Origin of the sequence: Neisseria sp. P0017.S009 (assembly GCF_051957375.1) — a bacterium.
GTDB lineage: Bacteria > Pseudomonadota > Gammaproteobacteria > Burkholderiales > Neisseriaceae > Neisseria > Neisseria perflava.
Genome location: NZ_JBQCWL010000008.1, coordinates 1 through 26,632 on the forward strand (window position 1 = coordinate 1; position 26,632 = coordinate 26,632).

26 protein-coding genes and 1 riboswitch are annotated in these 26,632 nt (G+C 50.2%); of the genes, 6 read left to right on the top strand and 20 right to left on the bottom strand.

The genetic code is table 11. The annotated features are described in order from the left end of the window. The 14 genes from ACTHTG_RS09585 to glnA form a co-directional block, all read right to left on the bottom strand. The coding region (locus ACTHTG_RS09585; protein WP_440360667.1) for a collagen-flanked surface repeat-containing protein at window positions 1–3,383 on the bottom strand (3,383 nt) is incomplete at its 3' end. A 767-nt stretch (window positions 3,384–4,150) separates the two neighbouring features. After that, window positions 4,151–4,279 (bottom strand): hypothetical protein, encoded by a 129-nt coding sequence (locus ACTHTG_RS09590; protein ID WP_256388401.1) that lies wholly within the window; start codon window positions 4,277–4,279, stop codon window positions 4,151–4,153. A gap of 23 nt (window positions 4,280–4,302) precedes the next feature. After that, window positions 4,303–4,431 (bottom strand): hypothetical protein, encoded by a 129-nt coding sequence (locus tag ACTHTG_RS09595; RefSeq protein ID WP_440345933.1) that lies wholly within the window; start codon window positions 4,429–4,431, stop codon window positions 4,303–4,305. A 47-nt stretch (window positions 4,432–4,478) separates the two neighbouring features. Further along, window positions 4,479–6,059, bottom strand: a complete 1,581-nt coding sequence (gene purH, locus ACTHTG_RS09600; RefSeq protein WP_440360666.1) for a bifunctional phosphoribosylaminoimidazolecarboxamide formyltransferase/IMP cyclohydrolase — start codon at window positions 6,057–6,059, stop codon at window positions 4,479–4,481. Window positions 6,060–6,221: 162 nt separating this feature from the next. Beyond that, window positions 6,222–7,448 carry a chloride channel protein gene (locus tag ACTHTG_RS09605; RefSeq protein WP_070504349.1) on the bottom strand — a complete coding sequence of 409 codons (1,227 nt, stop codon included), beginning with the start codon at window positions 7,446–7,448 and terminating at the stop codon, window positions 6,222–6,224. A 51-nt stretch (window positions 7,449–7,499) separates the two neighbouring features. Further along, window positions 7,500–8,318, bottom strand: a complete 819-nt coding sequence (locus tag ACTHTG_RS09610; protein WP_107737404.1) for a hypothetical protein — start codon at window positions 8,316–8,318, stop codon at window positions 7,500–7,502. 65 nt (window positions 8,319–8,383) lie between these two features. Next, window positions 8,384–9,259, bottom strand: a complete 876-nt coding sequence (locus ACTHTG_RS09615; protein WP_004518784.1) for a DMT family transporter — start codon at window positions 9,257–9,259, stop codon at window positions 8,384–8,386. 76 nt (window positions 9,260–9,335) lie between these two features. Beyond that, on the bottom strand, window positions 9,336–10,070 hold the full coding sequence (locus ACTHTG_RS09620; RefSeq protein WP_004518785.1) for a glutamine amidotransferase-related protein: 735 nt from the start codon (window positions 10,068–10,070) through the stop codon (window positions 9,336–9,338). Window positions 10,071–10,113: 43 nt separating this feature from the next. Beyond that, window positions 10,114–10,353, bottom strand: a complete 240-nt coding sequence (locus tag ACTHTG_RS09625) for a Fis family transcriptional regulator (RefSeq protein ID WP_003684241.1) — start codon at window positions 10,351–10,353, stop codon at window positions 10,114–10,116. A 119-nt stretch (window positions 10,354–10,472) separates the two neighbouring features. Then, a complete protein-coding gene (locus ACTHTG_RS09630) occupies window positions 10,473–10,994 on the bottom strand; it encodes a hypothetical protein (protein WP_004518786.1) in 522 nt (173 codons plus the stop codon). Window positions 10,995–11,124: 130 nt separating this feature from the next. Then, window positions 11,125–11,397, bottom strand: coding sequence for a hypothetical protein (locus ACTHTG_RS09635; RefSeq protein WP_004518787.1), 273 nt, complete (start codon window positions 11,395–11,397; stop codon window positions 11,125–11,127). 38 nt (window positions 11,398–11,435) lie between these two features. After that, the gene (gene dusB, locus ACTHTG_RS09640) at window positions 11,436–12,440 is read right to left on the bottom strand and encodes a tRNA dihydrouridine synthase DusB (RefSeq protein ID WP_004518788.1); all 1,005 of its coding nucleotides are present in this window, start codon (window positions 12,438–12,440) and stop codon (window positions 11,436–11,438) included. A 131-nt stretch (window positions 12,441–12,571) separates the two neighbouring features. Continuing rightward, complete coding sequence (locus ACTHTG_RS09645) at window positions 12,572–13,222, bottom strand: site-2 protease family protein (protein ID WP_004518789.1); 651 nt, start codon at window positions 13,220–13,222, stop codon at window positions 12,572–12,574. Window positions 13,223–13,597: 375 nt separating this feature from the next. Continuing rightward, window positions 13,598–15,016 carry a type I glutamate--ammonia ligase gene (glnA, locus tag ACTHTG_RS09650; protein WP_440360665.1) on the bottom strand — a complete coding sequence of 473 codons (1,419 nt, stop codon included), beginning with the start codon at window positions 15,014–15,016 and terminating at the stop codon, window positions 13,598–13,600. 197 nt (window positions 15,017–15,213) lie between these two features. Between glnA and aroE the strand changes: the two genes are divergently transcribed. Both aroE and mtgA read left to right on the top strand, forming a co-directional pair. After that, a complete protein-coding gene (gene aroE, locus ACTHTG_RS09655) occupies window positions 15,214–16,023 on the top strand; it encodes a shikimate dehydrogenase (RefSeq protein ID WP_308538507.1) in 810 nt (269 codons plus the stop codon). A gap of 2 nt (window positions 16,024–16,025) precedes the next feature. Beyond that, window positions 16,026–16,727: a monofunctional biosynthetic peptidoglycan transglycosylase gene (mtgA, locus tag ACTHTG_RS09660; protein WP_004518794.1), complete on the top strand. Its 702-nt coding sequence runs from the start codon at window positions 16,026–16,028 to the stop codon at window positions 16,725–16,727. Between the two features lie 39 nt (window positions 16,728–16,766). On the opposite strand, the gene pncB is transcribed toward mtgA, so the two are convergent. Further along, window positions 16,767–17,987: a nicotinate phosphoribosyltransferase gene (gene pncB, locus ACTHTG_RS09665; protein WP_039861840.1), complete on the bottom strand. Its 1,221-nt coding sequence runs from the start codon at window positions 17,985–17,987 to the stop codon at window positions 16,767–16,769. Between the two features lie 92 nt (window positions 17,988–18,079). Beyond that, a complete protein-coding gene (locus tag ACTHTG_RS09670; protein WP_003748435.1) occupies window positions 18,080–19,375 on the bottom strand; it encodes a M23 family metallopeptidase in 1,296 nt (431 codons plus the stop codon). A gap of 362 nt (window positions 19,376–19,737) precedes the next feature. Between ACTHTG_RS09670 and ACTHTG_RS09675 the strand changes: the two genes are divergently transcribed. Then, window positions 19,738–20,718, top strand: coding sequence for a hypothetical protein (locus ACTHTG_RS09675; RefSeq protein WP_049321988.1), 981 nt, complete (start codon window positions 19,738–19,740; stop codon window positions 20,716–20,718). 6 nt (window positions 20,719–20,724) lie between these two features. Here ACTHTG_RS09675 and rfaQ read toward each other — a convergent pair whose 3' ends face one another. After that, entirely contained in the window at window positions 20,725–21,807 is a 1,083-nt protein-coding gene (gene rfaQ / locus ACTHTG_RS09680) for a putative lipopolysaccharide heptosyltransferase III (RefSeq protein WP_308538508.1), read from the bottom strand. 148 nt (window positions 21,808–21,955) lie between these two features. Next, window positions 21,956–22,000: riboswitch (PreQ1 riboswitch) on the top strand. A gap of 3 nt (window positions 22,001–22,003) precedes the next feature. Here rfaQ and queF point away from each other — a divergent pair. Next, window positions 22,004–22,477, top strand: coding sequence for a preQ(1) synthase (queF, locus tag ACTHTG_RS09685; protein ID WP_003748427.1), 474 nt, complete (start codon window positions 22,004–22,006; stop codon window positions 22,475–22,477). A 100-nt stretch (window positions 22,478–22,577) separates the two neighbouring features. Next, window positions 22,578–23,255, top strand: coding sequence for a 7-cyano-7-deazaguanine/7-aminomethyl-7-deazaguanine transporter (locus ACTHTG_RS09690; protein ID WP_004518802.1), 678 nt, complete (start codon window positions 22,578–22,580; stop codon window positions 23,253–23,255). A gap of 68 nt (window positions 23,256–23,323) precedes the next feature. Here the strand turns inward: ACTHTG_RS09690 and ubiM are convergent, their stop codons facing one another. From ubiM to rplU, 3 genes are all read right to left on the bottom strand, one after another. Further along, window positions 23,324–24,508 (bottom strand): 5-demethoxyubiquinol-8 5-hydroxylase UbiM, encoded by a 1,185-nt coding sequence (gene ubiM / locus ACTHTG_RS09695; protein ID WP_004518804.1) that lies wholly within the window; start codon window positions 24,506–24,508, stop codon window positions 23,324–23,326. Window positions 24,509–24,782: 274 nt separating this feature from the next. Beyond that, window positions 24,783–25,055 carry a 50S ribosomal protein L27 gene (gene rpmA / locus ACTHTG_RS09700; protein ID WP_002212328.1) on the bottom strand — a complete coding sequence of 91 codons (273 nt, stop codon included), beginning with the start codon at window positions 25,053–25,055 and terminating at the stop codon, window positions 24,783–24,785. Window positions 25,056–25,082: 27 nt separating this feature from the next. Then, the gene (rplU, locus tag ACTHTG_RS09705) at window positions 25,083–25,391 is read right to left on the bottom strand and encodes a 50S ribosomal protein L21 (protein WP_100066624.1); all 309 of its coding nucleotides are present in this window, start codon (window positions 25,389–25,391) and stop codon (window positions 25,083–25,085) included. A gap of 263 nt (window positions 25,392–25,654) precedes the next feature. Between rplU and ispB the strand changes: the two genes are divergently transcribed. Next, entirely contained in the window at window positions 25,655–26,629 is a 975-nt protein-coding gene (gene ispB, locus ACTHTG_RS09710; RefSeq protein ID WP_004518806.1) for an octaprenyl diphosphate synthase, read from the top strand. Window positions 26,630–26,632 lie beyond the last annotated feature (3 nt).

Sequence of the window (26,632 nt, forward strand, 5' to 3'; positions counted from 1 at the left end):
ATGGTTACAGTGTGGGTACCGTCGCCGTTGTCTTTAACGTCGGCTTCAGCGTTCTTACCGTCGGCACCAGTTGCACCGGTGTCACCTTTTTCACCGGTTGCACCAGTAGCGCCAGTAGCACCGTCTTTACCATCTTTACCGTTTTTACCGTCTTTAACGATGGTAGTAGTGACTGAGCCATCACCTAGATTAGTAATAGTGATGGTATGGGTACCGTCACCATTATCTACAACTTCACCTGTGATGCTGTCGCCTTTGTCGCCTTTAGCACCGGCTGCGCCAGTGTCACCTTTATCGCCTTTAGCGCCGGCTGCGCCAGTAGCGCCGTCTTTACCATCTTTACCGTTTTTACCGTCTTTAACGATGGTAGTAGTGACTGAGCCATCACCTAGATTAGTAATAGTAATGGTATGGGTACCGTCACCATTATCTACAACTTCACCTGTGATGCTGTCGCCTTTGTCGCCTTTAGCGCCGGCTGCGCCAGTGTCACCTTTGTCGCCTTTAGCACCGGCTGCGCCAGTGTCACCTTTATCGCCTTTAGCGCCGGCTGCGCCAGTAGCGCCGTCTTTACCATCTTTACCGTTTTTACCGTCTTTAACGATGGTAGTAGTGACTGAGCCATCACCTAGATTAGTAATAGTGATGGTATGGGTACCGTCACCATTATCTACAACTTCACCTGTGATGCTGTCGCCTTTGTCGCCTTTAGCGCCGGCTGCACCAGTGTCACCTTTATCGCCTTTAGCACCGGCTGCGCCAGTGTCACCTTTGTCGCCTTTAGCGCCGGCTGCACCAGTGTCACCTTTGTCGCCTTTAGCGCCGGCTGCGCCAGTGTCACCTTTGTCGCCTTTAGCGCCGGCTGCGCCAGTGTCACCTTTGTCGCCTTTAGCGCCGGCTGCGCCAGTGTCACCTTTATCGCCTTTAGCGCCGGCTGCGCCAGTAGCGCCGTCTTTACCATCTTTACCGTTTTTACCGTCTTTAACGATGGTAGTAGTGACTGAGCCATCACCTAGATTAGTAATAGTAATGGTATGGGTACCGTCACCATTATCTACAACTTCACCTGTGATGCTGTCGCCTTTGTCGCCTTTAGCGCCGGCTGCGCCAGTAGCGCCGGTATCACCTTTAGGGCCAGCAGGACCAGTATCGCCTTTTTCGCCTTTAGGGCCAGTTGCGCCAGTAGCACCAGTTGCACCGGTATCGCCTTTAGGGCCAGTTGCACCAGTTGCGCCGGTATCGCCTTTAGGGCCAGTTGCACCAGTTGCGCCGGTAGAACCAGTAGAACCACCACCAATTACGCTCAGGGTGTATTCGTTAGTGCCGTTTGAAGTCATCTTCAGACCGTCACCTGCGATCAGTTTCAGGGTGTTATTGGCATTTGATTTAGGATCGTATTTGTATGTACCTACATCTGGTGAGCTACCGCTACCATTATGGCCTGAGAATACAAACGGATTCAGGTTTTCGATGCGGTTTGCAACAGCGTACAATTGAGAGCCGTTGATTGCATCGGTAGAAGTTGCAGAAATACGGCCTGCGGCAACGTTTTGGATTTGACGCTCGTTACCTGCAGAACCTACAGACAATACTGCGCCGTTGCCCAAGCCGCTGGTTGCGCCTGCGAAGCCGCTGTAAGTGTAGCTGCCAACAGTAGCAGTATTGGTAGGTACGAATGCGCTGGTTGTAGAGCCGTTACCCAGGGCTACGCTGTTTTCGATAGTAGATTTAGCTTCTGAGCCCAAAGCCAGAGTGTGTTGGGCTGTTGCTTGAGCGTTGTTACCCAGGGCAGTTGCAAACTTACCGTTGGCTTGAGAGAGGCGGCCCAATGCGATGGCTTGTTCTGAAGTGGCTTGGCTTTGTACGCCCAAAGCTACTGAGTATTTACCAGTTGCTTGAGCAGCAGGACCGAATGCAGCGGCAGAAATACCGTCCGCTACAGAACCGCGACCGATTGCTACGGCAGAACCTTTTTTAGCTTGAGCGTCGCCACCCAATGCTACCGCGCCGTTTGCCAGAGCTTGAGAACGTTGGCCGATAGCAGTTGCCACGATACCGGTTGCTTGAGATTCAGTACCGATTGCCATTGCCGAACCGGCATTATTTACTACGCCGTCGCCATCAGAACCGGTAGAAGTACCATTTGCTGTAGCAGCATAACCTACTGCAACGTCAGCAGTTTTAGAAGCATTTGATTTAGAACCTACTGCAATAGAGTTATTACCAACGGCTTTAGCAGCAGAACCTGCTTTATTACCCAGAGTACCATCTTTCGCACCGCCAATAGCTACAGAATTTTCACCTGTTGCTTGAGCAGATGCACCACCGGCAAATGAGCCTTCGCCATTCGCTTGAGACAATACGCCGATAGCGGTACCACGTGCAGCAGTTGATTCAGCATAAGCACCGATACCAATTGCGTTATCACCTCTAGAAACTGTTTTAGTACCGACAGCAATGGAGTTATTATTAGCCGCAGTAGCAGTTTGACCCACAGCAATAGCATTAGACTCAGCAGCAGTAGCGTTAGAACCTACGGCAATTGCAGCTTCTTTATTGGCTTGTGCATATGGACCAACCGCAACTGTCAGATTACCTTCTGCTTTTGTATATGAACCAACACCGACAGCTTGAATACCTGACGCATTTGCGCTAGTACCTGCTGCAATCGCGTGGTCTTGTTTTGCTACGCTATCTTTACCGACAGCAATCGCATTTGTCCAAGCACCGTGAGCGTTGTTACCAATAGCGATAGAATCTTGTTTTTCAGCGTTCGCATGCGTACCTACAGCAACTGCAGCAGCATTTGCATTGGAGTTGTCACCAATAGCTGTTGCAAATTGTGCGCCAGCATTTGCACGGTTACCGAATGCACTTGCGGAGTCTTGAGTAGCAGTCGCACGGTTACCTACTGCAGTCGCACGAATTTGCGTTGCTTGGGCTACGTTACCGATTGCAACAGAAGCTTCGCCACTTGCAACAGAGCTTACACCCATTGCAGTCGATGCACCGCCGGTTGCGATATTGTTATTACCCACAGCCAATGCTGCGTTTGCAGTCGCAGTATTGTTAGCACCGTAAGCGATAGTGCCATCTTGGCTGCTGGCAGTATTTTGATAACCCACTACAACAGAGTTGACACCAACGTTTCTGTTAGAACCGTTGTAAGTGCCATCAGGAGTGATGTTTACTGCGCTACCTCCCAATCTTACATCGGCCTCTGCTCCGCTAGATGCCATCAAAGCACCTGCTGCAACCACTGCAGCAGCTACGGCTTTACGCTTGTCAGAAGCGGATTTTTTGCCGTGTGCATGGCTGATCTCGGAAACCGCGGTCCATGTCTGGGTCGCGTGGTTCCAAATGACTTTAAAGACTTTATTCATATCGATTTTCCTGTAAGGGGTTTGATTTCTTTTGGGACGTGTTGCTCGGCTGTAAACCGCCTGTCCACACATTTGCCGCATTTCAGAGTCTCCCCTTTATGCGGTTTCATGCCGTAATCTCCTGTATGCAATTCCCGTGCCAAAAGTCTCCACTCGGCCGAATAGCAGCTAAAAGCCTGTTTTATGGGATTTTATGCTGATACATTTTGGGAAGCTTGTGAAGTTTGGGAAACGATGTGCCGTTTTTTGTCAGCTTGTTTCTTAACAAGTCACTTTTTGTCAGCTTCTATCAATGCATTCGGAATCCTTGTCCAAATTTTATATGCGTTTGGTTTTACAAATCAACTCTTCCGATAAAGTGTTATTTTTTCGGCCTCAACGGTCATGCCCGTTAGATTTACTTGTTGCTTTTTTTAAACGATTTTTATAATTATATGATTTTTGTTGAAATTTTTAAACAATAATGATTGTTAAATAATATGTTAACAGGATAGTTATTTTAGTGATAGATTTAGATGTCAGCTTTTATTTAGAGAATTAATGAGATTTGTATCAAGGATCGGTTTAAACCGTGTGATGGGTTTATATAGCCTGTTTTCAGACGGCCTTTGACGTTTTCTAACATAGCAAACAGCGGGCAAATGACACGAATTTATGCGCTATTGAGCCGATGGACAGCGTTAAAAAGGCAAGTGTAAAACTTGCCTTTACGTTTGGGATTTGTTTGTTCTTTATTGTAGAAAACTGTGTTGTTTTTTCAGACGGCCTTACCAACGGAATGTTTGGGTTACGCCTGCTGAAGCGCCGTTGTTGCCGGCATAGCCGTAGCCTCCGGTATGGCTGGAGGCGCAGGCGGTGAGTGTGGCAAGGGTAAGGATGAGGAGAATGTGTTTCATGTTTTTCTCTGAGTAGGTTGGTTTTAGACTTGGGCGGTGTTGTGTTGCTGCATGAATCGGACGGGCTGGGGCTTGGTTGCTTTGTCCTGATTTACAGTTAGACCGCTAAATTGTTTGATGATTAAAGAAGGCCGTCTGAAAACGGGTTTCATGATATTGGAACTTTGTTTTCAGACGGCCTTTATTTTATATCAGCTTATCAGTGGCGGAAATGGCGGATGCCGGTTACGACCATGGCGATGCCGTGTTCGTCCGCTGCATCAAAAACTTCTTGGTCGCGCATGGAGCCTGCGGGGTGGATGATGGCTTTGATGCCCTGCTCGGCAATGACATCTACGCCGTCGCGGAATGGGAAGAAGGCATCGGAAGCGGCACATGCACCGTTGAGGTCGAAATTGGCATCTTGCGCTTTGCGGGCGGCGATGCGGGTGCTGTCCACGCGGCTCATTTGGCCTGCGCCGATGCCGTAGGTTTGACCGCCTTTGCCGAAGACGATGGCGTTAGATTTGACGTATTTTGCGACGTTCCATACAAACATCAGGTCGTTCCATTCTTGCTCGGTCGGTTCGCGTTTGGAGACGACTTTCAAATCGGCGCGGCTGATGCGGTGGATGTCGGGCGTTTGTACCAACAGTCCGCCGCCGACGCGTTTGAGTTCAAAGCGGTTGGTACCTGCTTCGAGCGGCACTTCCAATACGCGCACGTTTTTCTTGGCAGCGGCAATTTCGAGGGCTTCGGCGGTGAACTTCGGCGCCATGAGGACTTCCATAAATTGGTTGTCGGTAATTTGTTTGACGGTTTCGCCGTCCACTTCGCGGTTGAAGGCGATGATGCCGCCGAATGCGCTGGTGGTGTCGGTAGCGTAGGCGAGTTTGTAGGCATCCAAGGTATTGGAGGCGACGGCTACGCCGCACGGATTGGCGTGTTTCACAATTACGCAGGCCGGCGCGTCAAAGGATTTGACGGCTTCCCAGGCGGCATCGGCATCGGCGATGTTGTTGTAAGACAATTCTTTGCCTTGCAGTTGTTTGTAGGCGGAAAGGCTGCCTGCTGCGGGGTAAATATCGCGGTAGAACGCGGCGCGTTGGTGCGGGTTTTCGCCGTAGCGCATGTCTTGCACTTTAATCCAGCTTTGGTTGAACTGGCTTGGAAATTCGCCGATTTGGGGCTGACCGCTCAAGACGTCGTCTGAAAGTGAGGTTAGGTAGTTGGAAATCATGCCGTCGTATTGGGCGGTATGGCTGAATGCTTTGCGTGAGAGGTTGAAACGGGTTTTGTCGCTCAATGCGCCGTTGTTGGCTTCGAGTTCGGCGGCGATGGCCGGGAAATCAGCGGTGTCGGTAACAATGGCGACGTGTTTCCAGTTTTTCGCGGCAGAGCGCACCATGGTCGGGCCACCGATGTCGATGTTTTCAATCGCGTCTTCCAGTGTGCAGTTTGGTTTGGCGATGGTGGCGGCGAAGGGGTAGAGGTTGACGCACACGAGGTCGATATTGCCGATGCCGTGTTCTTCCATCTTGGCGACGTGTTCGTCCAAATCGCGACGGCCGAGGATGCCGCCGTGGATTTTCGGATGCAGGGTTTTCACGCGGCCGTCGAGCATTTCGGGAAAACCGGTATAGTCGGCAACTTCGATAACGGGAACGCCTGCATCAGCCAAGAGCTTTGCTGTACCGCCGGTAGAGAGGATTTCAACACCGAGCTTGGTCAGGGTTTGGGCAAATTCGACTGCGCCTGTCTTGTCGGATAGGCTAATCAGGGCGCGTTTGATGGAAGACATGGGATTTCCTTTGTTGAAGGTTTAATCGATATGGTATGAATTTTCAGGGCGGTATTATCCGCTATTTTCGCCTTTTTGGCAGTAGGTTTTTATAGATATTGTTAACAATTTTATTGTAAAAGGCCGTCTGAAACGAGGTTTCAGACGGCCTGATGCTTTTGCCTATTTAAATCCCATTTTCTTCGCCACGCATACTGCGCCTGCCATGCCTGCACATAAGGGCATGAGCAAGGCAACGGGGGCGTAGGTTAGCTCTAAAATAAAGGCTATGGCCGTCAGGGGCATTTTGAGGGAAACGCCGAGGAAAACGGCTGCGCCGACAACGGCCGCGCTTTCGGACGACATGGCAGGAAAGAAAGTATTCCACGCGGCGGCAGCGGCAAAGGCGATGGTGCTGCCGAGCATCATGGACGGGGTAATCAGGCCGCCGTATGCGCCTGCCACCAGCGCCATTAAGACGACCAGCCATTTGACGGAGGTCAGCTCAAGGCTGTGTTGCCAGCCGGTCAATCCGCCAAAGGTCAGTTGGTTGCCTGCTTTGCCGTTGCCCAAAATTTCGGGAAACCAAACGGCAATCGCGCCAATGAGTGCAAACATACAGACGGCCAAGGGAATGATTTTGATATTATCGCGCTTGATGAAGGGGAATTTTTGGGCAGTACGCTGGAAAAAGACGGCGGTTGCGCCCAGTACTGGGCCGATGATGACGGAAAACCAAAGTAATGATGTGTTGATGGAAAGGTTAGCCGGATGATATTGCTGCACGTCGCCCAAGCCGATGCGCGCGACGGCAGTGGCGATGACGGAAGTCAGCAATGCGGCGGCGACGGCTTGCTGAGTCCATAAGCCCAGCATGGCTTCGAGGATAAAAAGTGTGGAGGCGAGCGGCACGTTATACACGGCTGCCAAACCTGCACCCGAGGCGCAAGCAATGACCAGCCTTGTGTCGTCTTCGCTCAACCCGAAACGGTTGACGCCTACTGAAGCAAAGGCAGCAGTCATTTCGCGCGGCGCAACTTCGCGGCCGAGCGGCGAGCCAAGCCCGACGGTAATGATTTGCAACAGAGCATGACTGACGGTTTCAAAAAACGGAAAACCGGCGAGCGGATTTTTAACCACAGCTTTAATGCTCGGTTGCGGCCTGCCGTAGCGTTTGAGCAACCACCACCCCAAGCCGACCACCGCGCCGCAAAAGGCCATCACTCCGATACGCCGCGCAGGACTTGCCTGCGATACGCCCTCTCGGAATGAAACGTATAGGCCGTCTGAACCGTAACCGTAGGCAAGATGTTGAATTGTATGCATGATTTCGGTTAATACAATGCCGACTATGCCGCCGATAATGCCGGTAATGATGAGGGCGGCCCAAAGTTTATGCGTTTCTTTCATGGGATTTGACTTGAGGTAGTAGTGGTTTGATCAAAGCGTTTTTCGAGGGAACTATTGTCCGCCCAAGGGATAGTTTTTGGGGGCGACGTGGGTTTTGCCGTTATAAGGGAAAATATATTTCTGATTTTTATAATTTTTCTTTCCTGATACGCCGCTGAGTTTTGCAGTCAGCGCCCATACGCCGGATACGGCAGGACGGCTTTTGTCAAAAGCAATTTTGGCTTCCAGACTGGTATATCTGTCTTTGCAGAGGCGTTTTTCACGCCCTTTCAATTCATCGCAATCGCCAAAATATGCGCCGTTATCGTTACCGCTGATCATGACGCTGTTGCGGATTCGGTTGCTATCATCGGTAAACAGGAAGTTTTGCGAAGTCGTCGTGTCGCCTTGGCCTGTATAACTTGATTCGGCAACATAGCCCCAGTTTTGTGCGCCCACCTGAACAAACTTCCATTCCTTATTCTCCGGCGGCTCGCCCCATGCGCCGATTTTATCTTTTCCGTGCTGTTTGATTGCCCACTTGCCGTCTGTTTTCTCCAAAACAAACAATTCTGCCAGACCGGAAGAAACATGAGCGTCCTGTTTTACTTTTTGTTCCATATCGTAGGCAAAACCTGTGTACAACACATAGCGCGCGGCTTTGCCGTTGCGCGTTACGGTATGATCGGCAACAGGTTTCATGCAATACATAATGTTGTCAGATGCTGTCTCACTGTCTTTCGGCGGCTTGGCGAGCTGGCATTTGTGCGCGGCAAGCGGTCGGTTGTAATACTTGGCAATGACGGCCTGTACAGCGGCTTTGTCGTTATCGGGTGCAGCCGACGTCAAAATAGGGCAGGCAAGCAAAAGCAGGGAGATAATGCGTTTCATAGAAATTTTCCCAAAATGTTTTATTGAAAAAAGTACTGCTTACTTCAGGCCGTCTGAAACCGTTTTCAGACGGCCTTTTTGTGTTTGTTGCCGATACGCGCCAGCATACCGGCGACAAAAGTGGACGCAATAACGACGGTAATGCCCATCGCAGACATAGCACTTAAATGTTCGCCCAAAATTAACACCGCCATGATAACGCCGATGACAGGCTCAAGCGAAATCAGCAGGCCGGAGACGTTGGCAGGGACTTTGTTCATGCCTTTGTTCCACAACAGATAGGCAAGCCAACTGCAACCGATCCCCATATACAAAATCGACAGCGTACCGCCCCATGACCAGTTGATTTGATAACTGTCTGCCAACACCAGCGAAAACGGCAGACACAATACCGCCGCCACCGCCATGGAAGCCACGGTAAATGCAGGCGCACCGATGCGGGCAATCATCTGCTGGCTCGGTCGTATCACGCCTGCAAAACCCAATCCCGCAAGCAAAATCAGCAAACAGCCGAACCAATCAATCGTGCCGCCTTCTTCTGCACCGCCCATTACCATCATGCCCACGCCGGCAAACGCCACCGCGCCGCAAATCCAGTGGTAAATTTTCGCTTTGTCGCTGAAAAAGAAATGACCGACAAAAACCACCAGCAAGGGTTCCAGCCCGACCATGGTAATCGCGCTGGCGGCAGACGTGTATTTCAAACCGATAAACTGAAGCATCAAAACGACAACGTAGTTGACAAAGGAAATCCATAACAACGGCTTCCACTCGCTCCGCGGAATCCTTCCCAAATGACGGCGGCACGACGGCAGTACCATCAACGCGGCAATCAACAACCGTGCCTCAACCATCAGCGCAGGGTCGATCATCTCGTAAGAATACTTGGCAGCGATAAAAGAGCTGCCCCAAATCAGCAGGGCAAGTATTTGATAGAACATGGTCCGACCTTTTAAAAAGGGTTAATCGTTTCTTCTCTATATTTATTATTCAGACGGCCTGGAGGGTTGGCCTTTTTTATTTTGTCTGCGTCAGAGAATCCAAAAAGTCGAAGAGTTTGGCATTCATTTCACTGAAATCCGCCGCTTCGATTTTATCCGGATGCTGGACATAAGTTTGGGCTTGGCTTTGTTCGGCCACATTTTCGCGTCCGTCCGCCGCAATCAGCAGCCCGACGGCTTCACGGTCAAACTCCAAATGGGCCTGGAAGGCATAATGTTTGGGCGCAAAACGGATAATCTGGCGCGGACAGCCTTTGCTGGTTGCCAACACAACCGCCTTATCCGTCAAACCGGGCATATCGCCGTGCCAATGGCCGGTATTCAGGGTTTTGCCCAACAGGGAAACATGGGCATCCGCCAAACCTTCCGCCGTCAGCTCAATCGGATAAATGCCGATTTCACGCTCAGGGCTGCGTGTGTGGCGCGCGCCGTAGGCAACGGATAAAAGCTGCGCACCCAAACACACGCCGACAATATATTTATCCGCCGCCATCGCCTGACGCATCAGGCGCAGCTCGGATTCGGGGTCGTAATACGAGAATGCCTGCCTGTCTTCATCAGGCGATTGCGGCCCGCCCATCACAATCAAAAAATCTATATCGTCCACATTGTCAGGCAGGGTTTCCCTTTCGTACACTTTGGTTGTACTGATGTTATGTCCGCGCCATTGCGCCCATTTCAAATATGCTCCCGGCACTTCAAATGCCTCGTGCAAGATGAAATGGATATTTAATTTATTCGGATTTTGCATTGTTATTTCTCCTTCGACCGTCAGGACGGATTGCCCTGCCGTATTACAGCATACCGTGCTGTTGTAATTTTTTACGCAGGGTATTGCGGTTCAAACCCAAAATAACGGCCGCTTTAGACTGGTTTCCGCCGCATTGCTCCATCACGCAGGCAAGCATCGGCTTTTCCACTTGATGCAATACCATATCATACACACCGCAAGGTTCCGTACCATCCAAGTCTTTGAAGTATTGTCGTAAGTTTTGTTCAATACATTGCGCAATGTCAGTCGTCGTTTGATTCATCGTGATTGTCTTTCTTTAGATTTGTTTTTAGATGATGAGTCCGTCTGAACATTCAGACGGCGTTTATTTAATTTGATTGAGAAATTTACTCTATTCAATTCTTATTTTTTATCAAAATCTTATACTGCAATAGATTTCTGTAATTTACTATCCCAAAATGCCCGCCATATCCCGTTTTCTTGAGCCAGATAGATAACAAATTCATTATTGGCATGATCGGCAACGTAACGAATGGAATACGGTTTTTCTTCACAATTGACTATCCAAACATGAAATTTCCGTGCTTTTTCCCAAGATTGGCGGTTATATCCTATTTCTTGATACGCTCTAGGAATAGGCGATTGAGCCTCTTTTTCCAGAGAGGTTTGAACCTGATTATCCCATGCGTTCAAACGCTGCAGGATTTCCATACATTGAGCTTCATCCCCTGAGGCAAAATACAGCAGGATATTATGCGCTCCCTCACTTAACTCCAGCTCAACCGTATTACCCTGCTCGTCATAATGCCCTTCATCATTGACCAGCCGACGAGTGGCATCAGCCAATTCCTGTTCCCAATCCACATGTTCGAAACGATTGCGCGGAAACATGGAATCAGCTTGATGCTTTTTAGAAAATATACGTTTAATCAACTGAAACATAGGGTTTCCTGAAACCATCTCCTCACACAACCTACTGCTCAAAGCAAGTAATCTTGCCAACCTTTTCTCCGTCAGGTTCGATTTCTGCTACATTATCTCCATATTTATTACCCCAAAAGAAACGCCCGTTCTACTCATACCAAGGCTTGCCCAGTACATACCAAGCCTTGTCCAAACTGTCACCGGGGCGGATGGTTTCGCATGTTGCTTTATCCTTACCTGCACTCAGCATACAAGCATCATGTTGACGACAATCAGGATTCATGCACCTGCTCTTGTCTTCATTCCAATAGCGATCCATTAATTTACAGGCTATCAGATTGTAGTCATAAGCATAAATACCAAATCCTGTCAGCAACAGCACGGCTATGCCGAAGCGTTTGAACCGTGAGGTCAATTTCATATTTACTTCCCCAAAAGAAAAATGCCGTCTGAAACCCTTTAGCCTTCCCGATAGTGGCATACCCAACGGTCGGTTTTCTCTGAAAGCGTCTCAAGATAGGCGGCAAGGGTGTCGTATTGTGCTGCGGCGCTGTCCAAGCGGTTGATGTCTCGGCGTGTTTGCTCGCCGTTGGGCATTTCATCGATGTACCAGCCGATGTGTTTGCGGGCGATGCGTACGCCGGCCACTTCGCCATAAAATTCATACATAGCGCGGATGTGGTTCAAAATGGTGGCGTTGCATTCTGCCAAGCTTAAGGCCGGCGGCAAAACGCCGTGTTCGGCGTAATGTTTTAAATCACGGAAAAGCCACGGACTGCCTTGTGCGCCGCGCCCTATCATGATGCCGTCTGCGGCGGTTTGCTTGAGGACGGCGGCAGCTTTTTGCGGCGAAGTAATATCGCCGTTGACCCAAACGGGAATGTTCAGACGGCCTTTGGTTTCGGCAATCAGTTCGTAACGCGCTTCACCTTTGTACATCTGCGTACGGGTGCGGCCGTGGATGGCAAGGGCTGCGATGCCTGATTCTTCGGCGATTTTGGCAATGGTCGGCAAATTTTGATGTTCATTGTGCCAGCCCAAACGGGTTTTGAGGGTAACGGGTACGTCCACCGCGTTGACAACGGCTTCCAAGATTTCGGCAACCAAAGGCTCGTTTTGCATCAATGCGCTGCCTGCCTGCACATTACAGACTTTTTTGGCCGGACAGCCCATGTTTATATCAATCACCTGAGCGCCCAAGCCGACGTTATACCGCGCGGCTTCCGCCATCTGCTGCGGATCGCTGCCGGCAATCTGCACGGCCACCACTCCGCCCTCGCCTTCAAAATCGCTGCGGCGCAAAGTTTTTTTGGTATGGCGCAAGCTCGGATCGCTGGTCAGCATTTCGCATACCGCCCACCCTGCGCCAAACTCGCGGCAAATCCGGCGGAACGGTTTGTCCGTAATGCCTGCCATGGGGGCGAGTGCGATGGGGTTGTCAATGAAATAGCCGCCGATGTGCATGATGTGTGCGCCAAATTGAAAGGGCTGAAATTGTACAATTTTTAAGCAATTTTTCCAATTGTATTTACATGTTGCACAATGAAAAAGGCCGTCTGAAACTGAGTTTCAGACGGCCTTTTCAGCCAAAACATTTAAATAAACAACATGACAACCATCCGCACTGCGTCCTGAATCATGGCAATAATCGGCCAAATCAGTTTGGCCAGCAGGCCGGTAAACAACAGGATCAGGATAATCCATGTGCCGTATGGCTCGATTTTACGGAACTGCATGGACTGTTTGGCGTTGAGAAAGGTATCGATAAAAATACCGCCGTCCCAAGGCAAAATCGGAATCAGGCTGAATGCGACCCAAATCGAGTTCACCATCACGCCGTAACCGGCCATCTGCGCCAAGGGCGCTTGATAAGACTCAGGCACATACGCGGCAAGTACGACGACAAAACCCCAGAAGAACGCCAAAATCAGATTGGCTATCGGACCCGAAATCGACACCCAACGCCACGCGCGGCGCGGATCACGGAAATTGCGCGAATCGATGGGCATGGGACGCGCCCAGCCGAACAGAAAACTGCCTATCATCAGACACACCAACGGCACGACAATCGTACCGACAGGATCGATGTGCGGCAGCGGATTGAGCGTCAAACGCCCAAGCTGCTCGCCAGTATGGTCGCCCCAATACCGCGCCGTATAACCGCGTGCCACTTCGCGCACGGTAATGGCCAACAACACGGGCAATACTGCCAGCAGAAATACGCCTAAATCAAAATTTGCAAACATGGTTTTCCTTATCAAACATGCCGTCTGAAAACAGAAAATATCCTTTCAGACGGCCTGAGGCTTTAATCTTCTTCTGTCTTATCCGAATCGAAAGACTCTTTCAGCTCTTCCCAAGTAATGCCTTTACCTTGAGGATTAAATTTGAAGACTGGTTCACTATAAAGTAATGGCGAATATCTTTAATAAAAGGCCTGTCATGCTGAAATTTAACACGCAATACCGATTCCATAAAGGTTTTCAAACGGCATGATTTATTGCTTCTCGCTATCATACCTAATTCAATTGCCCTATCTATTTCAAGCCTAAAGGCCGTCTGAAACTTCAAATCCAGTTTCAGACGGCCTTTGATTTCCTATTTAAAATGCCTCAGCTGTTTTACAGGCTGTAATACATTTCAAATTCCAGCGGATGAGGTGCCATGCAGATACGGCGGACATCTTCCTCTTTAAAGGCAATGTAGCTGTCGATCCAGTCTTTGCTGAATACGCCGCCGCGCAGGAGGAATTCGTGGTCGGCTTTGAGGGCGGCCAGTGCTTCTTCCAAAGAGGCGCAAACGGTAGGCACCAATGCATCTTCTTCCGGAGGTAGGTCGTACAGGTTTTTATCGGCAGGGTCGCCCGGATGGATTTTGTTTTGAATACCGTCCAAACCGGCCATCAACAAAGCGGCAAACGCCAAGTATGGGTTGGCGGTCGGATCAGGGAAACGCGCTTCGATGCGGCGTGCCTTGCTGCTGTTCACGGACGGAATACGGATGGAAGCGGAACGGTTTTTGGCGGAATATGCCAGTTTGGTCGGTGCTTCAAAGTGCGGCACGAGGCGTTTGTAGGAGTTGGTGGACGGATTAGTAATCGCGTTCAGGGCTTTGGCGTGTTTGATGATGCCGCCGATGTAATAAAGGGCGGTATCGGACAAACCGGCATAGCCATCGCCTGAGAACAGGTTTTGACCGTCTTTCCAAATGGATTGGTGAACGTGCATACCGCTGCCGTTGTCGCCCATGATGGGTTTGGGCATGAAGGTAGCGGTTTTACCGAAGTTGTGGGCAACGTTTTGGATGACATATTTCATGTCTTGGGTTTGGTCGGCACGTTTGACCAAAGTAGCGAAACGGGTACCGATTTCCATTTGGCTGCCGGTGCCGACTTCGGCGTGGTGGACTTCGACTTCGATGCCGAGTTCTTCCAAAACATTGACCATGGCAGAACGCAGGTCTTGACCGCAGTCAATCGGGGCAACGGGCGCATAACCGCCTTTGACGGCAGGGCGGTGGCCGGTGTTTTGACCGTCCATGTGCAGCCCGCTTGACCATGCGCCGCTTTCGGACGTGATTTCGTAACGGGTTTTGTGCATGTCGGTTTCAAATTCTACGCCGTCAAAAACGAAGAACTCAGGCTCGGGGCCGAAATAGGCGGTGTCGCCGATACCGGAAGATTTCAAATAGGCTTCGGCGCGGCGTGCGATAGAGCGGGGATCGCGGTCATAGCCTTGGCCATCGGCCGGATCGATAACGTCGCAGGTAAAAACAACGGTGGTATCATCGTAAAAAGGATCAACGAAGGCTGTAGATGCATCAGGACGCAACTGCATATCGGAAGCCTGAATACCTTTCCAACCGCCAATGGACGAACCGTCAAACGCTTGACCGTTTTCAAACCATTCTTCGGGATCGTCAAGGACGATGCGGGCGGGGATAGTAAAGTGGTGCTGCTTGCCTTTGGTATCGGTAAAGCGCAAATCTACGAAGCGGGCTTCGCTTTCTTCAATCAGTTTTACAGCATCTTTGATGGACATCTTCAGCTCCTGAGGGAATAGGTTTAAGTTGTTATTCTACCACGGTAAGGCCGTCTGAAATACATCAGGGCACCCGTTTTTACGCAATGAAATATAGTTTCAGCCTGTTTAATTGTCAACAATTTTACATTACGCTTTCTTAACATAAAGACCGCTATAATAAGCACTCTTTTCTTTTGTTTTTTCAGACCCGTTTTATGAACAACACCCCGCGTTACGCCGTTTTCGGCAATCCCGTTGCACACAGTAAATCACCGCAAATCCATCAGCAATTCGCACTTCAAGAAGGCGCGGCCATCGAATATGGGCGCATTTGTGTCGAAATCGGCGGCTTTGCCGAGGCTGTTGCGGCGTTTCGTGCCGAGGGCGGGCAAGGTGCGAATGTAACCGTTCCGTTCAAGCAGGAAGCCTTTGCACTGGCGGACGAACATTCCGACCGCGCCTTGGCTGCCGGCGCGGTCAATACGCTGGTGTGGTTGGAAGACGGTAGAATACGCGGCGACAATACCGACGGTATCGGTTTGACCAACGACATCACGCAGGTCAAAAATATTGCCATCGAGGGCAAAACCATTTTGCTTTTGGGCGCAGGCGGCGCGGTACGCGGCGTGATTCCTGTTTTGAAAGAACACCGCCCTGCCCGTATCGTCATTGCCAACCGCACCCACGCCAAGGCCGAGGAATTGGCGCGGCTTTTCGGCATTGAAGCCGTCCCGATGTCGGATTTGAACGGCGGTTTTGATATCATCATCAACGGCACATCCGGCGGCTTGAGCGGTCAGCTTCCTGCCGTCAGCCCTGAAATTTTCCGCGGCTGCCGCCTTGCCTACGATATGGTTTACGGCGAAGCGGCTCAGGCGTTTTTGAACTTTGCCCAAAGCAACGGCGCGGCCGAAGTTTCAGACGGCCTGGGCATGCTGGTCGGTCAGGCTGCCGCCTCTTACCATACTTGGCGCGGATTTACGCCCGATATCCGCCCTGTTATCGAATACATGAAAGCCCTGTAACCATGTTCCGCATCATCAAATGGCTGATTGCCCTGCCCATCGGCATCTTCATTTTCTTCAACGCTTATGTGTACGGCAACATCATTACCTACCGCGCCGTCGCGCCCAGCAAAACCGCCTTCATGTCCATGCGCATGAGCCAGTTTGCAAAAGAAGGCCGCGATGTCAAGCTGGATTACCGCTGGGTGCCTTACGACCAAATTTCCGTCAACCTCAAAAAAGCCCTGATTGCTTCCGAAGACGCCAACTTTGCCGAACACAGCGGCTTTGACTGGAACGGCATCAAATACGCCATGAAACGCAATAAGCAAAGCGGCGAAGTCAAAGCCGGCGGTTCGACCATCAGCCAGCAGCTGGCGAAAAACCTGTTTCTCAACGAAAGCCGCAGCTACATCCGCAAAGGCGAAGAAGCGGCAATTACGGCAATGATGGAAGCGGTTACAGACAAAGACCGCATTTTTGAGCTGTATTTAAACTCAATCGAATGGCACTACGGCGTATTCGGCGCGGAAGCGGCGTCCCAGTATTTCTACAAGAAACCTGCCTCTGCCCTCACCCGCCAACAAGCCGCCAAACTCACGGCGCGCGTTCCGGCTCCGCTGTTTTACGCAGACCACCCTAAGAGCAAACGGATGCACAACAAAACCAATATCATCCTGCGCCGCATGGGTTCGGCAGAATTACCTGAAAGCGATATGGATTAATGAAAAAGGCCGTCTGAACATTTCAGACGGCCTTTGTTTTTAGGCTTTCTCTTCCGGCTCCGGTACGTCAAACACTTGGCGCAGGTAAGCGAGGAAGGTGTTGTTGGTGGTCATGGTTTTGCCCGGGGAGTCGGAGAGCTTGGCGACGGATTGGCCGTTACACTCGACGAGCTTCAAAACAATGTTCAAAGGCGTGTGTCCCAAGTCGTTGGTCAGATTGGTACCGATACCGAAACTGGTTTTGAAACGGTCTTTGAAGTATTGGTGCAACGCCCATGAACGCTCAATATCGAGGCCGTCTGAAAAGGTCAGCATTTTGGTGCGGCTGTCGATTTTAAGTTTTTTGTAATGCTCGTAGGCTTTGTCGCCCCAAACATAAGGATCGCCGCTGTCGTGGCGCAGGCCGTCGAAGAGTTTGGCGAAGTACAGGTCGAAATCACGCAAGAAGGCATCCATGCCGACTACGTCGGTCAGGGCGATACCGAGGTCGCCGCGGTATTCATGTACCCAGCTTTCCAGCGCGGCTTTTTGGAAATTACGCAAACGTACGTCCAAGGCTTGGAAGGCTTGGAGGAACTCGTGTGCCATGGTGCCGATGGGTGTGATGCCGAGCTTTTTGGCCAGATAAACGTTGCTGGTACCGCGCACGATGTCGGGAGCGGCTTCCAACAAGGTGCGGATAACGTGTTCCTGCCATGCAAGGGTGTAGCGGCGGCGTGTGCCGAAATCGGAAATAAGGAACGGCGGATCATTCGGATTTTGTGTAGCCGCAATTTCCTTCAGCTGTTGCGCTTTGGCCTGCAAACGGCGCTCGCCTTCTTCGATGACGGCAGGCGTTTCCAAGCGGCGGAAATAGAGTTCGTTGACGATGGCAAGAATAAAAATCTCGAAGAACATCGCCTGTACCATCGGGCCTTCGATGCGGATGTTCAGACGGCCTTGATCGTCAGGGCTGACTTGGACGAAGCGGCGTTGGAGTTGAAAAAGTTCGAGATAATCGACAAAATCGCTTTTGATAAAACGCAGGCTGCGCAGATAGTCGAGTTCGTCATGGGTAAAGCGCAGCTGGCACAGGGCGTTGAGCTCGCGTTCCAAGTCTTCTTGAATATCGGCCAGCGGATACACCATCTCTTTGTTGCGGCAGCGGAATTCGTAGAGGCTGTGGGTTTGCGGGAATTGGTGCAACACGACTTGCAGCATGGTGAATTTGTACAGGTCGGTATCAAGCAGGGATTGGATAATGGGCTGATAAGCAGACATAAGTTTTCTCTGAGTAAACGTGGGCGTTGAGGTATCAATTTTAATGGGAAAGGCCGTCTGAAAGAAACCTTATTCAGACGGCCTTTATCTTATTAATCCAGCTGCGCTACGGAAACCGGCAAAGAGCGGATGGTAGACAACATCGTGCTGGCATCTTTTTGCTGTTTGCGGAACGCGGCCATATTGGTCGGGGTCAATTTCGGCGTCGGCAGGGCGACGGTAGTCGGGTTGACCGGCTGGCCGTTGACACGCGCTTCGTAGTGCAGGTGCGGGCCGGTCGAACGGCCGGTTGTACCCACAAAACCAATTACTTCGCCGGCACGGACTCTGCCGTCGGCAGGGCTGAACGCGCTCATGTGGCCGTACAGGGTTTCCACACCGTTGGCATGGCGAATCATCACGGTATTACCGTAGCCGCCTTTCCAACCTTTGAAAATCACTTCGCCGTCGGCAGCAGCCTTAATAGGCGTACCGGTCGGCGCGGCATAGTCGATACCGGTGTGCATACGGACGGTATGCAAAACCGGATGGACACGGTAGCCGAACGGAGAAGAAATGCGCGTGTATGCAACAGGCTCGGTATTAAAGCCTTCTTTTTGTTGCAGGGACTTACCGTTTTGGTCGTAGTAGCTACCGCTTTCTTCGTCGCCTTTGCCTTGGCTGTAATAATAGGCTTGATAAGTTTTGCCGTCTTTAACCACTTCAGCTGCCAAAATATCGCCGACCGCCATTTGCTGGCCGCGGAAATACATGCTGTTGTACAAAAGGCGTACGGTATCGCCTTCTTTCAAATCGCTCATATTGAACGAGTCGGCAAAGATTTCTTTGAGCTGGATATACACTTCGGAAGGGATTTCGGCACGGAGCATATCGCCGATGGCGGAAGTGCGGATTTGCACGGAGCGCAAGGTCGGCATGGTTTTCATGTCGATTTCGGCATTGGAGATGCGCCATTTGCCTTTGACTTTTTCCAAAGCGACCAAATTGCGTTCCAATTCTTCATCGGTAAAGAATTGAACGTCGGTCACTTGGCCTGAAGAATCGATGCGGATGTTGACGGATTGGTTGGTCCGCAGGTTTTTCATGTCGAGGTTGGCATTGTTTTTCGCCATGATTTGCTTGATGTCTTCTTGGTTGACACCCATGCGCGTCAAAACGTCTGCCAAAGAGTCGCCGGCTTGGACGGCTTCTTGCGCCCAATAGCTGGATTGATAGGTATTGGTTTCCACATAAACGGCAGGCAGCTCTTCGGAAATACGCTCGACTTTGAAATCGGTTTGTGCGGGTTGAGGATCGGTAATGGCGTATGCGGTCATGATGCCTGAAGCCGGCAGCAGAAACGCTAAGAGGGTTGCTTTGAATCGAGTGGAATATTTGTTTTTAATCACGCGTTATCCTTAATGGGGCGGTCTGTTTTTGAGGTTTGCAGAATGCCGGCACATCCGGCCTGCCGCGACCGCCTGCTGGTTTAAACAGTTTTGGGGATAAAGGACTTTGAGTCTTTTTTCCGATCTGAAAATCAGGTTTTCATTCGGAATGAATGAGGTCGTATTTGAGATTGACGTTATTATCAGGGCTATTGTGTTGATTTACACCCTGTTTTTCTGAAATTTACGCCACGCATTTTAGCATGACAGCCCGTTTTTTCCAAACCGGCCGTCTGAACGGCTCTTTTTGAGTACGTGAGGGCAAGGTTCCGAAACGCATCATTTGTCGCGTAAAATAACGGTTTTTCTATCTATTTGCGCTTATGAAGCTGACCCTCGCCCTCCCCTCGCTCAACCGCTTTGCCGACGAATCCGTCCCTGAGCTTGCCTTACCTGCTTTTAACCGTCTTTTGCGTTATGGCACATTACGCAAAGAAACACTCAGGCCGTCTGAATTTTACGGACGCCATTTGTGGAACGGCAGCCTCATTGCCCAAGTGCAACGTTTACGCCACACAAGCCAAAAACGCGCGGCCGCTTTTGCCTCTCCGGTTTGGCAACAGATGGGCATGCACCATGTCAACATTATCAGCGGCGAGTTTATCGGCATCCAAAAAGAGGAGGCGCAACGGTTATGTGCGGATTTGTCGGCGTTTTATCAAGATAAAGATTGGCAATTCGAGCCGCTTTGCGAAAGCATGTGGCTGCTCAGTATGCCGACGATAGAAGATTGGGGCGCGGAATGTGTTTTGGATGTGTGCGGGCAGCCGGAAATGGACGGTCAGGCGCACGGCCAAGATGCGGTGTCTTGGTTGGCCATGCAGACGGAAATCCAAATGTTTCTCCACACGCATCCGATTAACCAAGCGCGTGAACAACAAGGATTGCCGGAAATCAACGGTTTGTGGCTGTGGAACGATGCGAACGGTACACAGTCTGCGGATATTGTCGCTTCAGACAGCGCATGGGCGCGTTTTTCAGATACGCCCAAACTCGATGCGCCGTATGATTTGAAGGCTTGGTTTGAGATGGTTCAAGAAACAGGCAACACGGTTTCAGACGGCCTTATCTTTTTGGACGACTTGGTTTCCACCTTACAGACAGGCGATGTTTGGGCATACAAAGATATTTTGGAAAGCTGGGAAACCCGTTGGTTTGCGCCTTTATGGGACGCTCTTGATTCAGGCCGTCTGAAAACCGTGTGCATTGCCACAGACGGCGAAAACGGCGGCACGCTGGAAATCGGCCGCCGTTCAAAATGGGCGTTTTGGCGCAAAGCTAAAACGTTTAACGGATCGTGGTAAGCGGTTTTAAGCCTCCAACGCCTCCAATTTGGCCGAAATTTTGTCCCACACATCCTGCAACGGAATCGCTTTCAACAAACGGGTCGGATCGTTGGTATCGATGCTGTCGGGGTGAGGCAGTTCGGCATAATCGCCGGCATAAATGACTTCCGCCTGCTCGGAATACGGACGCCATTTATCCACCCATGACGCGCCAAACAAAGCGATTTGCGGTTTATCCAAAGCTGCAGCGATGTGCATCGGTGCGGAATCGACACCGACAAACAGCTTGGCGCCCTCAATGGCCGCCGCCAATTCACGCAGGCTCAAACATCCGGACAACACATATACTTTTCTGCCTTCCGGAATATTCAGACGGCCTATAATTTCCTGAAGCATGTATTGTTCGACAGTGTCGGGAGAAGCAGTCAATACGACATTCTGTCCGCTGTTGAGCAGAAGTTGTACGATGGCGGCGTTTTTGCCGTCTTCCCAACATTTGAAATGCCAACGCGCACCCGGGTGCAGTAACACATAATCTTCACCGCTCCACCCCTGCTCACGCAATTTCTGCTGCATGCTTTCCCTTGCATCTTGTGCTACCCAAAGGCGTACCTTCGCATCGGCGACGTCTTCAGGCTGGATAAGCGGCGCAAGGATATTCAATTGGTTTTCAACGATATGATGGCTGGGATCAAGCTCATGGTTGATAAAATCATGACAGAAACGCCACCAAAAACCGTCGCGCTTAATGCAGTCCAAACCCACGCTGCAACGAGCACACAGTTTGGCGATTATTGCCGCGCGCCATTGATCGGACAGATTGAAGGCCCAGTCGTAATCGCGTGCCTTCAGCTTAGACAAAAGGTTTTTCTCACACGCCAACTGCTTGAATACGCCCAGCTTCTTCCAATTTCGATCAATGGTAAAAATCTGCGCAATCTGCGGATTATCGGCAATCAGCTGTCCCGTACCGGCATACACCAGCATATCGATTTCGCAATCGGGGAAATGGGTTTTCAGCGCATCGACCACCGGCGTGCTCAAAAGCACATCGCCATGATGGCGCAATTTGATGATCAGAATACGTTTGGGTTGGGCTAAAGACATACAAATACTTTCAGACGGCCTGTTGATTGGCTGCTATTGTAAAGCGGAAAACAGGTTTCATAAAATACAAAACAGGCCGTCTGAAACCTATCTTGCTGATTCATCGCTATAAAATCCGCACAAGCCATGCAATTTATATTACAATCCGCACCCCGTGGTTCGAAAACCTCCCACATTAAAAAACTAAGGAAACCTCATGTCCCGCAACAACGAAGAGCTGCAAGGCATCTCCCTTTTGGGCAACCAGAAAACCCAATACCCGAGCGAATACGCGCCTGAAATTTTGGAAGCGTTCGACAACAAACACCCCGACAACGACTATTTCGTCAAATTCGTCTGCCCCGAGTTCACCAGCCTCTGCCCGATGACCGGCCAGCCCGACTTTGCCACCATCTACATCCGCTACATCCCCCATATCAAAATGGTGGAAAGCAAATCACTGAAACTCTATCTCTTCAGCTTCCGCAACCACGGCGACTTCCATGAAGACTGCGTCAACATCATCATGAAAGACCTCATCGCCCTGATGGATCCGAAATACATCGAAGTATTCGGCGAATTCACACCGCGCGGCGGCATCGCCATTCATCCGTTTGCCAACTACGGCAAAGCAGGTACAGAGTTTGAAGCTTTGGCACGCAAACGCTTGTTCGAACACGATGCACAATAATCCTATTCAGACGGCCTAACGCCTTTTTCATGGCAAGACTTTATTTATTGCACGGTCTTGCAAGGCTTCATGCCGTCTGAAAAACCTCCGAAAGATTTCCATGTACGAATTTACTGCCGCACAGCAGAAGAAAGCGCTCTTCTGGCTGGTGCTTTTCCATATTTTTATTATTGCCGCCAGCAACTATCTGGTGCAGTTCCCCTTTCAGATTTTCGGTATTTTTACCACTTGGGGCGCATTTTCCTTCCCCTTTATCTTCCTCGCTACCGACCTGACCGTGCGCATTTTCGGTGCGCCGTTGGCGAGACGGATTATTTTTTGGGTGATGTTCCCCGCCCTGCTGCTCTCTTATGTCTTCTCCGTCCTCTTTCATGACGGCAACTGGACAGGCTGGGCATCTTTGGCCGACTTTAACACCTTCGTCGGCCGTATCGCATTGGCCAGCTTTTCCGCCTATGCGCTCGGGCAAATTCTCGATATTTTCGTGTTCAACAGATTACGCCGTCTGAAATCATGGTGGGCAGCCCCTACTGCTTCCACCGTCGTCGGCAACGCTTTGGACACGCTGGTATTTTTTGCCGTTGCCTTTTACGCGAGCAACGATGAATTTATGGCGGCAAATTGGCAGGGCATCGCATTTGTCGACTATCTATTCAAACTTGCCATCTGCACCCTCTTCTTCCTGCCTGCCTACGGCATCGTATTGAGCATCTTGACCAAAAAACTGACTTCCTTAAACGTCCGTCAAGAAATGCCCGAATCGGTTTTAGCCGAATAAGCAGCAGATAAAAAACAAGGCCGTCTGAAACTGTAATCGTTCAGACGGCCTTTTATGTTTTCAAATGATTAACCGGTCAATTGTTTGGTAATCAGTTTTTTCAGCGGCGGGAAGTTATTGCTTGCACGCAATACCAAACCGCGCAGCAGTTTCGCCGGAGCAGTTTCATTGGTAAAGAGTTTCAGCAGCATATTGGTGCCGTGGTAAATCGGATGGGCGTGGAGCATATGCTTGGTGCTGTATTTTTCCAGCAGGCTCTTCGCACCAATATCCTGACCGCGTTGCTCGGCTTCAAGAACCAATTTAGCCAAAAGATCGGCACTTGCCAGACCCAAGTTGAAACCGTGCGCAGTAACCGGATGCATACCGACTGCGGCATCGCCGATCAACGCGCTGCGTTTGCCGTAGAAACGTTGGGCAATCATGCCGACCAAAGGATAATTGTGAATGGTGCTGACCAATTCCATATCACCCAAACGGCCTTTGAGTTGCTCTTTCACGCTGGCTGCCAACTCTTCCGGCGACATGTTTTTAATCGTCTCGGCTTTATCGCTGTCCACCGTAATCACCGTATTGGTTAAATGCTCTTCCAAAGGCAGCAACGCAATGGTACGGCCGTAGTGGAAGCATTCATATGCGGTATGCAGATTAGACAAAGTATGCTTCATGCGGCACACAAACATAGTGCGGCTGTAATCGTGCATATCGGAAGAAATGCCCAATTGACGGCGCGTTTGCGAGAAGCGGCTATCGGCGGCCAACAACAGACGGCCGGTCAATACTTCGCCGCTTTCCAAAATAACTTGCGCCTCATTGTCGGAAGTTTTAACTTCTTTAACATTGGTGCCGGTCAAGATTTTGACGTTATCCAATTTGGACACGACTTCATAAGCGGCTTTACGGATGTTGTGATTGGAAATCAAATAGCCCAAGCAGTCCGCAGGCTCACCGCGTGCCTCTGTCGGTTGCGGGAAGTGGAGCTGGTAATCGGAATGACCGTTCAACACTTTGGCATCGCGCAAAGGATAAATTTCGTCTTTTGGAATCAAATCCCACATACCCAATCGCTGCATGATTTCGCGCGACAAGTGCGTCAGTGCGATTTCACGGCCGTCATACGGCGGATTTTGCAACACTTCTAAAGGACTTCTTTCAATCAGGGTTATGTTCAAACCGCTTCCGGCCAACTCTGCGGCAAAACTTAATCCGGCAGGGCCTGCGCCGACGACGAGAATATCACTGTGTAAGCTCATGGGAGGAATTCCTTGTATTCAACTGATACGGATTTTTTCAGACGGCCTTAAGTTTACTGTGTTTAGCTACATGAGGGTAAATCAAAGGCATTTGATAGATTATATAGAAAGCATTGATAGAATAAAACAAATGTTATCAATTGTAAGCGCGTTTTTACTTTGGCCTTAATATAAATCAAGCTTCACGACATACGGATTTTATCAAACGGACAAACATTCAGATAAACAAAAACCGCATTCCGAAAAGGGAATGCGGCTTTCAATCGTAAAACGATTATTCTTCAGAACCGGTGTAAGGACGGATGCTGACAGTTTTACGGTTCAGCGCGCCTTTGGTTTTGAATTCAACGTAACCGTCGACTTTAGCAAACAAAGTGTGGTCTTTGCCCATGCCTACGTTGTCACCTGCGTGGAATTTAGTACCGCGTTGACGAACGATGATGGAGCCTGCCGGGATCAGCTCGTTGCCGTAGGCTTTAACGCCCAAGCGTTTGGCTTCTGAATCGCGACCGTTGCGGGTGCTACCGCCTGCTTTTTTACTTGCCATTTGTAATACTCCTGAACTTACTTGAAATTAGGCGATTGCCACGATTTCGATTTGGGTGAAATTTTGGCGATGGCCTTGGCGTTTTTGGTAGTGTTTGCGACGACGCATTTTGAAAATGCGTACTTTCTCGCCACGACCATGAGCAACGACTTTGGCTGTTACTTTTGCGCCTTCGATAAAAGGTGCGCCTACTTTTACAGATTCGCCGTCAGCAATCATCAAAACTTCAGTCAGTTCGATTTGGCTGTCGAGTTCGGCTGGTATCTGTTCTACTTTCAATTTTTCGCCAACGGAAACTTTGTATTGTTTACCGCCGGTTTTTATGACCGCGTACATACTCAACTCCATGAGAATTAGGTTAACATTCCGCACACCATGTGCGAAACGAGCTATTCTATTTCTATTTGCCTATTTTGTCAAAATTTATTTTATTTACAACTGAAAAGGCCGTCTGAAAGATATGTTGCATGCTTTTTAACTGATATAATCACGCGCTGGATTGCTGATATCTTTATGCAACGTTATTACCCCGACCGAATGTACGGGTTTAAACAGATTCATTGGAGCCTCCGCTCCGTTTTATCAACAGAGAATGTTTTATGCTCGAAAACCTGCCTTACTTCCAACGCCACCTGCCCGATGACCTTGCCAAAGTGAACGCGGTCATCAACCAAGCTGTTCAATCCGATGTCGCGCTGATTTCGCAAATTGGCACATACATCATCAGCGCGGGCGGTAAGCGACTGCGTCCGATTATTACCATTTTGGCAGGCAAAGCAGTCGGGCATGACGATGAAAAGCTGTATTCGCTGGCAGCGATGGTGGAATTCATCCACACCTCCACCCTCCTGCACGACGATGTCGTTGACGAAAGTGAATTGCGCCGCGGCCGTAAAACCGCAAACAATCTCTTCGGCAACGCAGCGGCCGTTTTGGTCGGCGACTTCCTCTATACACGCGCCTTCCAACTGATGGTCGGTTCAGGCAGTATGCGTATATTGGAAGTGATGGCCGATGCGACCAACATCATCGCCGAAGGCGAAGTCATGCAGCTGATGAACATCGGCAATACGGATATTACCGAAGAGCAATACGTCCAAGTTATCCAATACAAAACAGCAAAATTGTTTGAAGCGGCCGCGCAAGTCGGCGCAATTTTGGGCAAGGCTTCCCCCGAACACGAGCAAGCCTTGAAAGACTACGGCATGTACGTCGGTACGGCTTTCCAAATCATTGACGATGTTTTGGACTATTCAGGCGAAACCGAAGAAATCGGCAAAAACGTCGGCGACGATTTGGCAGAAGGCAAACCTACCCTGCCATTGATTTACCTGATGCGAAACGGCTCCGAGCAGGCCGCCAACGATGTGCGCTATGCTTTGGAAAATGCCGACCGCAGCTATTTTGAAAAAATCCACGACTATGTCGTCAACTCCGACGCTTTGCCGTATTCGATTTCTGAAGCGAAAAAAGCCGTTGACAAAGCCATCGCTTCATTGGACGTGTTGCCTGACAGCGAAGTCAAAGAAGCCATGATCCAACTGGCAAAAGAATCTTTAGCCCGAGTATCTTAATCC

Bases quoted from the DNA above. Each gene is read 5' to 3' on its own strand.
- ACTHTG_RS09590 (WP_256388401.1), bottom strand. From the start codon at position 4,279: ATGAAACACATTCTCCTCATCCTTACCCTTGCCACACTCACCGCCTGC.
- ACTHTG_RS09595 (WP_440345933.1), bottom strand. From the start codon at position 4,431: ATGAAACCCGTTTTCAGACGGCCTTCTTTAATCATCAAACAATTTAGC.
- purH (WP_440360666.1), bottom strand. From the start codon at position 6,059: ATGTCTTCCATCAAACGCGCCCTGATTAGCCTATCCGACAAGACAGGC.
- ACTHTG_RS09605 (WP_070504349.1), bottom strand. From the start codon at position 7,448: ATGAAAGAAACGCATAAACTTTGGGCCGCCCTCATCATTACCGGCATT.
- ACTHTG_RS09610 (WP_107737404.1), bottom strand. From the start codon at position 8,318: ATGAAACGCATTATCTCCCTGCTTTTGCTTGCCTGCCCTATTTTGACG.
- ACTHTG_RS09615 (WP_004518784.1), bottom strand. From the start codon at position 9,259: ATGTTCTATCAAATACTTGCCCTGCTGATTTGGGGCAGCTCTTTTATC.
- ACTHTG_RS09620 (WP_004518785.1), bottom strand. From the start codon at position 10,070: ATGCAAAATCCGAATAAATTAAATATCCATTTCATCTTGCACGAGGCA.
- ACTHTG_RS09625 (WP_003684241.1), bottom strand. From the start codon at position 10,353: ATGAATCAAACGACGACTGACATTGCGCAATGTATTGAACAAAACTTA.
- ACTHTG_RS09630 (WP_004518786.1), bottom strand. From the start codon at position 10,994: ATGTTTCAGTTGATTAAACGTATATTTTCTAAAAAGCATCAAGCTGAT.
- ACTHTG_RS09635 (WP_004518787.1), bottom strand. From the start codon at position 11,397: ATGAAATTGACCTCACGGTTCAAACGCTTCGGCATAGCCGTGCTGTTG.
- dusB (WP_004518788.1), bottom strand. From the start codon at position 12,440: ATGCACATCGGCGGCTATTTCATTGACAACCCCATCGCACTCGCCCCC.
- ACTHTG_RS09645 (WP_004518789.1), bottom strand. From the start codon at position 13,222: ATGTTTGCAAATTTTGATTTAGGCGTATTTCTGCTGGCAGTATTGCCC.
- glnA (WP_440360665.1), bottom strand. From the start codon at position 15,016: ATGTCCATCAAAGATGCTGTAAAACTGATTGAAGAAAGCGAAGCCCGC.
- aroE (WP_308538507.1), top strand. From the start codon at position 15,214: ATGAACAACACCCCGCGTTACGCCGTTTTCGGCAATCCCGTTGCACAC.
- mtgA (WP_004518794.1), top strand. From the start codon at position 16,026: ATGTTCCGCATCATCAAATGGCTGATTGCCCTGCCCATCGGCATCTTC.
- pncB (WP_039861840.1), bottom strand. From the start codon at position 17,987: ATGTCTGCTTATCAGCCCATTATCCAATCCCTGCTTGATACCGACCTG.
- ACTHTG_RS09675 (WP_049321988.1), top strand. From the start codon at position 19,738: ATGAAGCTGACCCTCGCCCTCCCCTCGCTCAACCGCTTTGCCGACGAA.
- rfaQ (WP_308538508.1), bottom strand. From the start codon at position 21,807: ATGTCTTTAGCCCAACCCAAACGTATTCTGATCATCAAATTGCGCCAT.
- queF (WP_003748427.1), top strand. From the start codon at position 22,004: ATGTCCCGCAACAACGAAGAGCTGCAAGGCATCTCCCTTTTGGGCAAC.
- ACTHTG_RS09690 (WP_004518802.1), top strand. From the start codon at position 22,578: ATGTACGAATTTACTGCCGCACAGCAGAAGAAAGCGCTCTTCTGGCTG.
- ubiM (WP_004518804.1), bottom strand. From the start codon at position 24,508: ATGAGCTTACACAGTGATATTCTCGTCGTCGGCGCAGGCCCTGCCGGA.
- rpmA (WP_002212328.1), bottom strand. From the start codon at position 25,055: ATGGCAAGTAAAAAAGCAGGCGGTAGCACCCGCAACGGTCGCGATTCA.
- rplU (WP_100066624.1), bottom strand. From the start codon at position 25,391: ATGTACGCGGTCATAAAAACCGGCGGTAAACAATACAAAGTTTCCGTT.
- ispB (WP_004518806.1), top strand. From the start codon at position 25,655: ATGCTCGAAAACCTGCCTTACTTCCAACGCCACCTGCCCGATGACCTT.